A 6,792-nucleotide genomic window follows, 5' to 3' on the forward strand; every position below is an offset into this window, starting at 1 on the left:
CGTCGCTGTGGCTCCTCGCAATGACGGCTAAAGGTTCGTCACCGATTCGGGCCTGTGCAGCAGGGGGTACGCCTCGCAAAGACATCGGGGTATTTCGGATGGAGATCCTTGAAGAACGTGGCCACGCAGGACCGCGAGGTTTGGGTATAGGAGGGGGTCCGAGCGGAGTTCAAAGTGTGGCCATACGTCCTTCGATCCAGGCCTCGGCCTCCCGGTTTATCTCGGCCGCAGTACGGCCCCGGGTATCGATGGGCGGCCCGACGGCGATAGTGATGGTGCCGGGTTTTTTCGCAAAGCCCTGCTTGGGCCAGTATCTTCCTGCGTCATGGGCGACCGGCACCACCGGGACTCCTGCCTGCTTGGCCAGCATGCTGCCACCAATGGCATAGCGACCTTTTTCACCGGGTGCAACGCGGGTCCCTTCGGGAAAGATGATCATCCACAGGCCTGCCCGGAGGCGTTTTGTGCCCTGTTCGATGACCTGGCGTAGCGCCTTTTTGCCCGCGCTGCGATCAATCGCTACCGGTCGGGTCATGGCCAGGCCCCAGCCGAACACCGGAATCCAAAGGAGGGGACGTTTGAGGACCCAGGTCTGCGCAGGAAATACCCGCTGCAGGGCGATCGTTTCCCAAGCGGACTGGTGCTTGACGAGGACTACAGCCGGACCGGGGGGGATGTTTTCCTGTCCTTCCACGCGGTAGTACAGGCCACAGCTGAATCCTAACCACCACAACACGAACCCGCTCCATCCAGTCAGTGTGCTATTCCGAATCCGCGCCGGGAACGGCAACAGCAGCGCAAGGATAATCACGTAGATTGCGGTGGCCAGGCTGAACCCCAGATAAAAGAGTAGTGAGCGCACGACGTTCAATTCAGCGTTCCTCCAGGATGGCGGTGGCGGCCGCAGCCAAGTCGTCAAAAATAGCAACCCCTTCGAGATCGCCATCACTGGCTTTCTCCAGCGTCCGCTGGCCCTTTCCGGTCTTTACCAGGATGGGGCGGGCGCCGACCGTTCGAGCGGCCTGAAGGTCGCGTAGCGAATCCCCGATTACCGGGACACCTCGGAGAACGACACCCATGCGCTCACCAATCTCCTTCAACAACCCGGCTTCCGGTTTGCGGCAGGCGCAGGCATCATCCGGACCATGCGGACAATAGGCAATCAGTTCGACTTCGCCACCTACCTTGTTCAATTCCCGCCGAAGCTTGGAATGCATTCGATTAAGGGCATCCACGTTGAAATAGTCACGGGCGATACCTGATTGGTTGGTCGCCACCGCTACCCGGTATCCGGCTTGGTTGAGGCGCGCGATGGCCTCGGCACTGCCGGGGATGAGCACGAACTCTTCGGGCGATTTCACGTAATCGTCGGAGTCCTCATTGATGACCCCGTCCCGGTCTAGAATGACGACTTTCATTGCAGCACCCAGCCTCATTAGCGGATTAACCGCAAGGCCGCAAAGATGACGACCTTCAATGAACCACAGAGTCATCGAACACACCCACGGGTTTTCGGTGCCTTCGGTGATTCCTGGTTTTCTTTGCGTCCTTTGCGTCTTTGCGGTGAGAATCAGTTGTCTTGGCCCCGGAACTCCGAGACCCGGATGCGCCCGTCGATCATCTTCGACTTGCGCTGCATCAGGGCCTTCATTTTGTTCCAGAAGGCCTGCTTGAGATCGAAGTCCGCGGCGATGCCGGTACCGATCAGGAGAATGAACAGGTCGGCGACCTCCTCCGCCAATTCCTCTCGGGGCTTGCCCTTGGTGACGCACTCGGCGATCTCGCCCAGCTCCTCTACCATCAGCGCGATTCGATAGGTGAGTTCTTCACCCCCTGTGTTCTTGAAGTCGTGTTTGTCATGGAAGGCCTGCACGGCGGCAAGCATGGCGTTATAAGAGTCGCGGTCCATTAATTACCCCCTAAAGACCTTCACCGCAAAGACGCGGAGAGCACAAAGAAACCCGGCGGATAACTACTCGCCCCCTCCGTCGTTCCCGCGTAGGCGGGAATCCAGAGAACAGAAGCATGGCTCAAAATGGATCCACGCCTACGCGGGGATGACGGATTTTCCTGGGCCGTGCGCGATTACCCGGGCGAGCAGTTACCCCGGCGGAAGCCTCCCCGATGCGCCAATTAGCATCGGTGCCCGCAGTTTTGTTCACTTGGCGCTCTTTGCGCCTTTACGATTATTACTACTGTACCCCTCAACTCTGAAGGCGCGAAATGTCGGCCGCCTGAAGGAATAAATCGCCAAGGCGCTTGAGCAGTGCCAGACGGTTTTCACGCACCTTGGGATCGTCGGCCATGACCATGACTTCATCGAAGAAGCGATCGACGGTGGTTCGCAGGGCGGCCAGGCGCTTGAGTGCCTCCTCGTAGCGGCGCTCGGCGAACAGGGGGCCGACCTCGGCTGCGGCCTTCTCCATCGCGTCGGCCAGCTCCCTCTCCTCGGCCTCTTGCAGCCGGTCGGTGTCCACCCGATCGGGAATGGTCTGTTCGGCCTTTTTCAGAATGTTGTGGATGCGCTTGTTGGCCGTGGCCAGTGCCTCGGCCTCCGGGAGTTCGCGGAAGGCATTCACCGCCCGGATACGCTGGTCGAAATCACGTGGGTTGGTCGGCCGGCGGGCGAGTACGGCATCGAAGGTGTCGTGAGCAATGCCCTGGTCCTGGTAATAGGCCCGCAGTCGCTCCATCACGAAGTCCAGCACCTGAGTTGCGGTGTCGTCTGCCACTGCAACTCCGCCATTGCGTAGCTGCGTCGTTGCCGTTTCGATGAGATCGGCCAGGTCGATGTCGAGCTCGCGTTCGATGAGCGTCCTCAACACACCCAGTGAGGCGCGGCGCAGGCCGAACGGGTCCTTGGCGCCGGAGGGCGGCTGTCCGATACCGAAAATCCCCACCAGCGTGTCCAGCCGATCGGCGATGGCCACCGCCTGCCCGGTAGGTGTCGCCGGTAATTGGTCCCCGGCGAAGCGCGGCATGTATTGCTCATCGAGCGCCCGGGCGACTTCGCTGTCCTCGCCGTCGTGCTCGGCATAGTAGCGGCCCATGATCCCCTGCAGATCGGGAAACTCGTAGACCATCTCGGTCATCAGGTCGCATTTGGCGATCTCTGCGGCGCGCCGGGCCTTTTCGGTATCACCGCCAATCCCGTCGGCGATTTGCTTCGCCAGCACCATGACGCGCGCGGTCTTGTCGTGCAGCGTGCCTAGTTTCTGCTGAAACAGAATGCTTTTGAGGCTCTCGACGCGATCGCCCAGGGGGGTCTTGCGGTCCTGATTCCAGAAGAACTCGGCGTCGGTCAGTCGCGGTCGGATCACCCGCTCGTTGCCACGCCGAACGACCTCGGGGCTGGAGCTTTCGATGTTGCTGATGGTGATGAAGTGCGGCATCAGCCGGCCCTTGCCATCGACCACGTGAAAATACTTCTGGTGCTCCTTCATGGCCGAGATCAGGCACTCGGCAGGGACGTCCAGGAAGCGTTTTTCGAAGTTGCCGATGACCGCCACCGGCCACTCCACCAGTCCATTCACCTCGTCCAACAGCTCCTCATCGATGACCGCCTGGCCGCCGACCTCTTTGGCCGCTTCCAGTACCTGGCCCCGAATCGCCTCCCGGCGGGTTTCGAGATCGACGATAACCCTGCCCTCGGTTTCGAGCAGTGGCGCATAGGCGGCCGGCTCGCCGATATAGAGCGGCTTGCCGTGATGGAAACGGTGTCCCCGGGTCTCGCGTCCCGATCGGACGCAGAGGATCTCGGTATCGATCACCTCGTCACCGAACAGCAACACCACCCAGTGCACCGGACGCACGAACTCGGCGTCGAGATTACCCCAGCGCATGCGCTTGGGGATCGGGAGCTTGTCGAGCGAGGTCTGGACGATCGCCGGAATCAGTTCGGCCGTGGTCTGTCCCGGTTCCATCTTGCGGAACACCAGCCAGGCTCCCTTCTTGCTTTGCATCGTCTCCAGTTCATCGACCTCGACCCCGCAGGAGCGGGCAAAGCCCTGCGCCGCCGGGGTAGGCACGCCCTGTTCATCGAAGGCCGCGGTCAGCGCCGGCCCGCGGCGCTCCACCTCCCGATCCGCCTGCCCCACCGGCAGGTCCCGGATGAGGACGGCGAGCCGGCGCGGACTGGCATAGCGGGTCACGCTGGCCGGCTTCAGGTCCGCCTTGCCAAGGCCCTCCTCGATGCCTGCGGCAAAGGCCCTGGACAGGGCATTGAGCGCCTTGGGCGGCAGCTCTTCGGTTCCAATCTCGATCAACAGGTCGCGGGTTTCAGTCATAAGTCCCAGATTCTTTTTGTGGCCCCAGGGGCAGAGGCGCTACGCCAAAAAATTACCGCAAAGGCGCAAAGCGCTCTTGTGGCCGTCCTTTGCGCTCTTTGCGCCTTTGCGGTTAGTCATCCTTTTCCGTTCAGCATCGGGAAGCCCAGGGCCTCCCGCCGGTCGTAATAGGCCTGGGCCACCGCCCGTGCGAGGGCGCGCACGCGCAGGATATAGCGCTGGCGTTCGGTGACGGAGATCGCGTGTCTGGCGTCCAGCAGGTTGAAGGTGTGCGATGCCTTCAGGACCATTTCGTAGGCGGGCAGCGGCAGGCCGGTTTCGATCAGCCGCTGGCTCTCCTTTTCGTAGAAGTCGAAATGGCCGAACAGGCTTTCCACATCCGCCTGCTCGAAATTGAAGGTCGACATCTCCACCTCGTTCTGGTGGAAGACATCGCCGTAGGTCACCTTGCCCAGGGGACCGTCGGTCCACACCAGGTCGAACACGCTCTCTACCCCCTGCAGGTACATGGCGATGCGCTCGAGGCCGTAGGTGATCTCCCCGGTGACGGGGCGACACTCCAGGCCGCCGGCCTGCTGGAAGTAAGTGAACTGGGTCACCTCCATGCCGTTCAGCCACACCTCCCAGCCGAGGCCCCAGGCGCCCAGGGTGGGCGACTCCCAGTTGTCCTCCACGAAACGGATATCGTGCTCCAGCGGATCGATGCCCAGCACGCGCAGTGAATCCAGATAGAGGTCCTGAATGTCGAGTGGCGAGGGCTTGATGACCACCTGGAATTGGTAGTAGTGCTGCAGGCGGTTGGGATTCTCGCCGTAGCGGCCGTCGGTGGGCCGGCGCGAGGGCTGGACGTAGGCGGCGCTCCAGGGTTCCGGGCCGAGGGCCCGCAGGAAGGTGGCGGGGTGGAAGGTACCGGCCCCCATCTCCATATCATAGGGCTGCAGCAGGACGCATCCCTTGCTGGCCCAGTACTCCTGCAGGGTCAGTATCAGTCCCTGAAACGTGGAAACATCCCTGGCGGAAATCTTGTCGGTGCTCAAAAGAACCCACCTTTTGTCGATGGCAATGGCCGAAAACCGATAGCCCGATGGAACTCCGCGGCTGCAACCGGCTCCGAATGGAAAACGGCCATTATACCGGGGCTGCATCGTGGATCACAGGCAGCGTTTTTGCCGCAGGAGCGACAGAAGCCTGTGGGTCGGCCTTCAGGCCGTCCCATTCGAGTGTGCCGGGTTAAATCCCGACCTCGCGCCGCCGGTCTGGTAAAATGGCCTGCTCTAAAACGAAAGTCGAACCCCTTTTTGGTGACTATGCAGAACAAACAGCTCAAAGCCGTCGCGCTCGTCTCGGGTGGCCTGGATTCCATGTTGGCGGCGAAAGTCGTCCAGGAGCAGGGCGTCCATGTCGAAGGCATCAACTTCTTCACCGGGTTCTGCGTGGAGGGTCATACCCACGCCATTCGCAAAAAGGATCAGGCCAGGCCGAAGCGCAACAATGCGCTGTGGGCGGCGGAGCAGCTCGGCATGAAGCTGCATATCGTCGATATCATCGAGGAGTACAAGCAGGTTCTCCTTCATCCCAGGCACGGCTACGGCGCCAATCTCAATCCCTGCCTGGATTGCAAGATCTTCATGGTCAAAAAGGCGCTGGAGTGGATGGAGGAGCACGATTTCGATTTCATCATCACCGGCGAGGTGGTGGGACAGCGTCCCATGTCCCAGCGTGCCGATACCATGCCTGTGGTGGCCAATGAGTCGGGTGCCGAGGACCGTCTGCTGCGTCCCCTCTGTGCGAAGAACCTGCCCGCTACCCTGCCCGAGCGTGAGGGATGGGTGGATCGTGAAAAGCTGCATGATTTTTCCGGGCGCACCCGCAAACCGCAGATTGCCCTGGCCAGGGAATTCGGATTTGAGGACTGGGCCACCCCCGCCGGCGGCTGCTGCTTCCTGACCGACGAGGTCTATTCCCGCAAACTGGCAGACTTGTGGCAGGCCCAGGGCCACCGTGAGTATGAGCTGGATGACATCATGCTGTTGAAGGTGGGTCGTCATATCCGGCCCGCCCCCCATTTCAAATTGATCGTCGGCCGCGAAGATGGCGAGAACCAGTTTCTGGAAGGGTACCGCAAACAATTCACAGCGCTGCGAACCGTGAGTTGTCCCGGACCGCTGGTGCTGGTGGACGGTGAGCCGAGCGATGACGATCTGGCGCTGGCTGCCCGCATCACTGCACGTTACTCGAAGGATCGCATGGCCGAATCGGTGACCATCTCCGTGACACCCCCCAACGGGGAGACCCGCGAACTTCAGGTGGTACCGCTGCCGCCCAACCAGATCCTCGAAGAGTGGATGATTTGAACCGGTCCGACAGCGCTAAGGGCATTCGCCCAGAGGATTGGGCTCTTACAATCCCTATTGCCGGTTGTAGGGACAGCCGTTTGCACGGACAATCACGACTAGCCACTAGCCACTAGCCACTAGCCACTAGCCACTAGCCACTAGCCACTAGC

At 61.2% G+C, this 6,792-nt stretch carries 6 protein-coding genes; 1 reads left to right on the plus strand and 5 read right to left on the minus strand.

Annotation, left to right across the window (positions count from 1 at the left end):
• Positions 1–169: 169 nt before the first annotated feature.
• From Q7L05_RS16550 to glyQ, 5 genes are all read right to left on the minus strand, one after another.
• The gene (locus Q7L05_RS16550) at positions 170–862 is read right to left on the minus strand and encodes a lysophospholipid acyltransferase family protein (RefSeq protein ID WP_317623150.1); all 693 of its coding nucleotides are present in this window, start codon (positions 860–862) and stop codon (positions 170–172) included.
• A 10-nt stretch (positions 863–872) separates the two neighbouring features.
• Complete coding sequence (gene gmhB, locus Q7L05_RS16555) at positions 873–1,418, minus strand: D-glycero-beta-D-manno-heptose 1,7-bisphosphate 7-phosphatase (protein ID WP_303909288.1); 546 nt, start codon at positions 1,416–1,418, stop codon at positions 873–875.
• A 152-nt stretch (positions 1,419–1,570) separates the two neighbouring features.
• A complete protein-coding gene (locus Q7L05_RS16560; protein WP_303909290.1) occupies positions 1,571–1,909 on the minus strand; it encodes a nucleoside triphosphate pyrophosphohydrolase family protein in 339 nt (112 codons plus the stop codon).
• 295 nt (positions 1,910–2,204) lie between these two features.
• On the minus strand, positions 2,205–4,286 hold the full coding sequence (gene glyS, locus Q7L05_RS16565) for a glycine--tRNA ligase subunit beta (RefSeq protein WP_303909292.1): 2,082 nt from the start codon (positions 4,284–4,286) through the stop codon (positions 2,205–2,207).
• Positions 4,287–4,402: 116 nt separating this feature from the next.
• Entirely contained in the window at positions 4,403–5,323 is a 921-nt protein-coding gene (gene glyQ / locus Q7L05_RS16570) for a glycine--tRNA ligase subunit alpha (RefSeq protein ID WP_303909294.1), read from the minus strand.
• Between the two features lie 270 nt (positions 5,324–5,593).
• On the opposite strand from glyQ, the gene Q7L05_RS16575 reads away from it, so the two are divergent.
• Positions 5,594–6,640, plus strand: a complete 1,047-nt coding sequence (locus Q7L05_RS16575) for a tRNA (5-methylaminomethyl-2-thiouridylate)-methyltransferase (protein ID WP_303909296.1) — start codon at positions 5,594–5,596, stop codon at positions 6,638–6,640.
• Positions 6,641–6,792: the final 152 nt, after the last annotated feature.

The organism is Thiohalomonas denitrificans, assembly GCF_016841685.1.
GTDB classification, from domain to species: domain Bacteria; phylum Pseudomonadota; class Gammaproteobacteria; order Thiohalomonadales; family Thiohalomonadaceae; genus Thiohalomonas; species Thiohalomonas denitrificans_A.

Bases quoted from the DNA above. Each gene is read 5' to 3' on its own strand.
- gmhB (WP_303909288.1), bottom strand. From the start codon at position 1,418: ATGAAAGTCGTCATTCTAGACCGGGACGGGGTCATCAATGAGGACTCC.
- Q7L05_RS16560 (WP_303909290.1), bottom strand. From the start codon at position 1,909: ATGGACCGCGACTCTTATAACGCCATGCTTGCCGCCGTGCAGGCCTTC.
- glyS (WP_303909292.1), bottom strand. From the start codon at position 4,286: ATGACTGAAACCCGCGACCTGTTGATCGAGATTGGAACCGAAGAGCTG.
- Q7L05_RS16575 (WP_303909296.1), top strand. From the start codon at position 5,594: ATGCAGAACAAACAGCTCAAAGCCGTCGCGCTCGTCTCGGGTGGCCTG.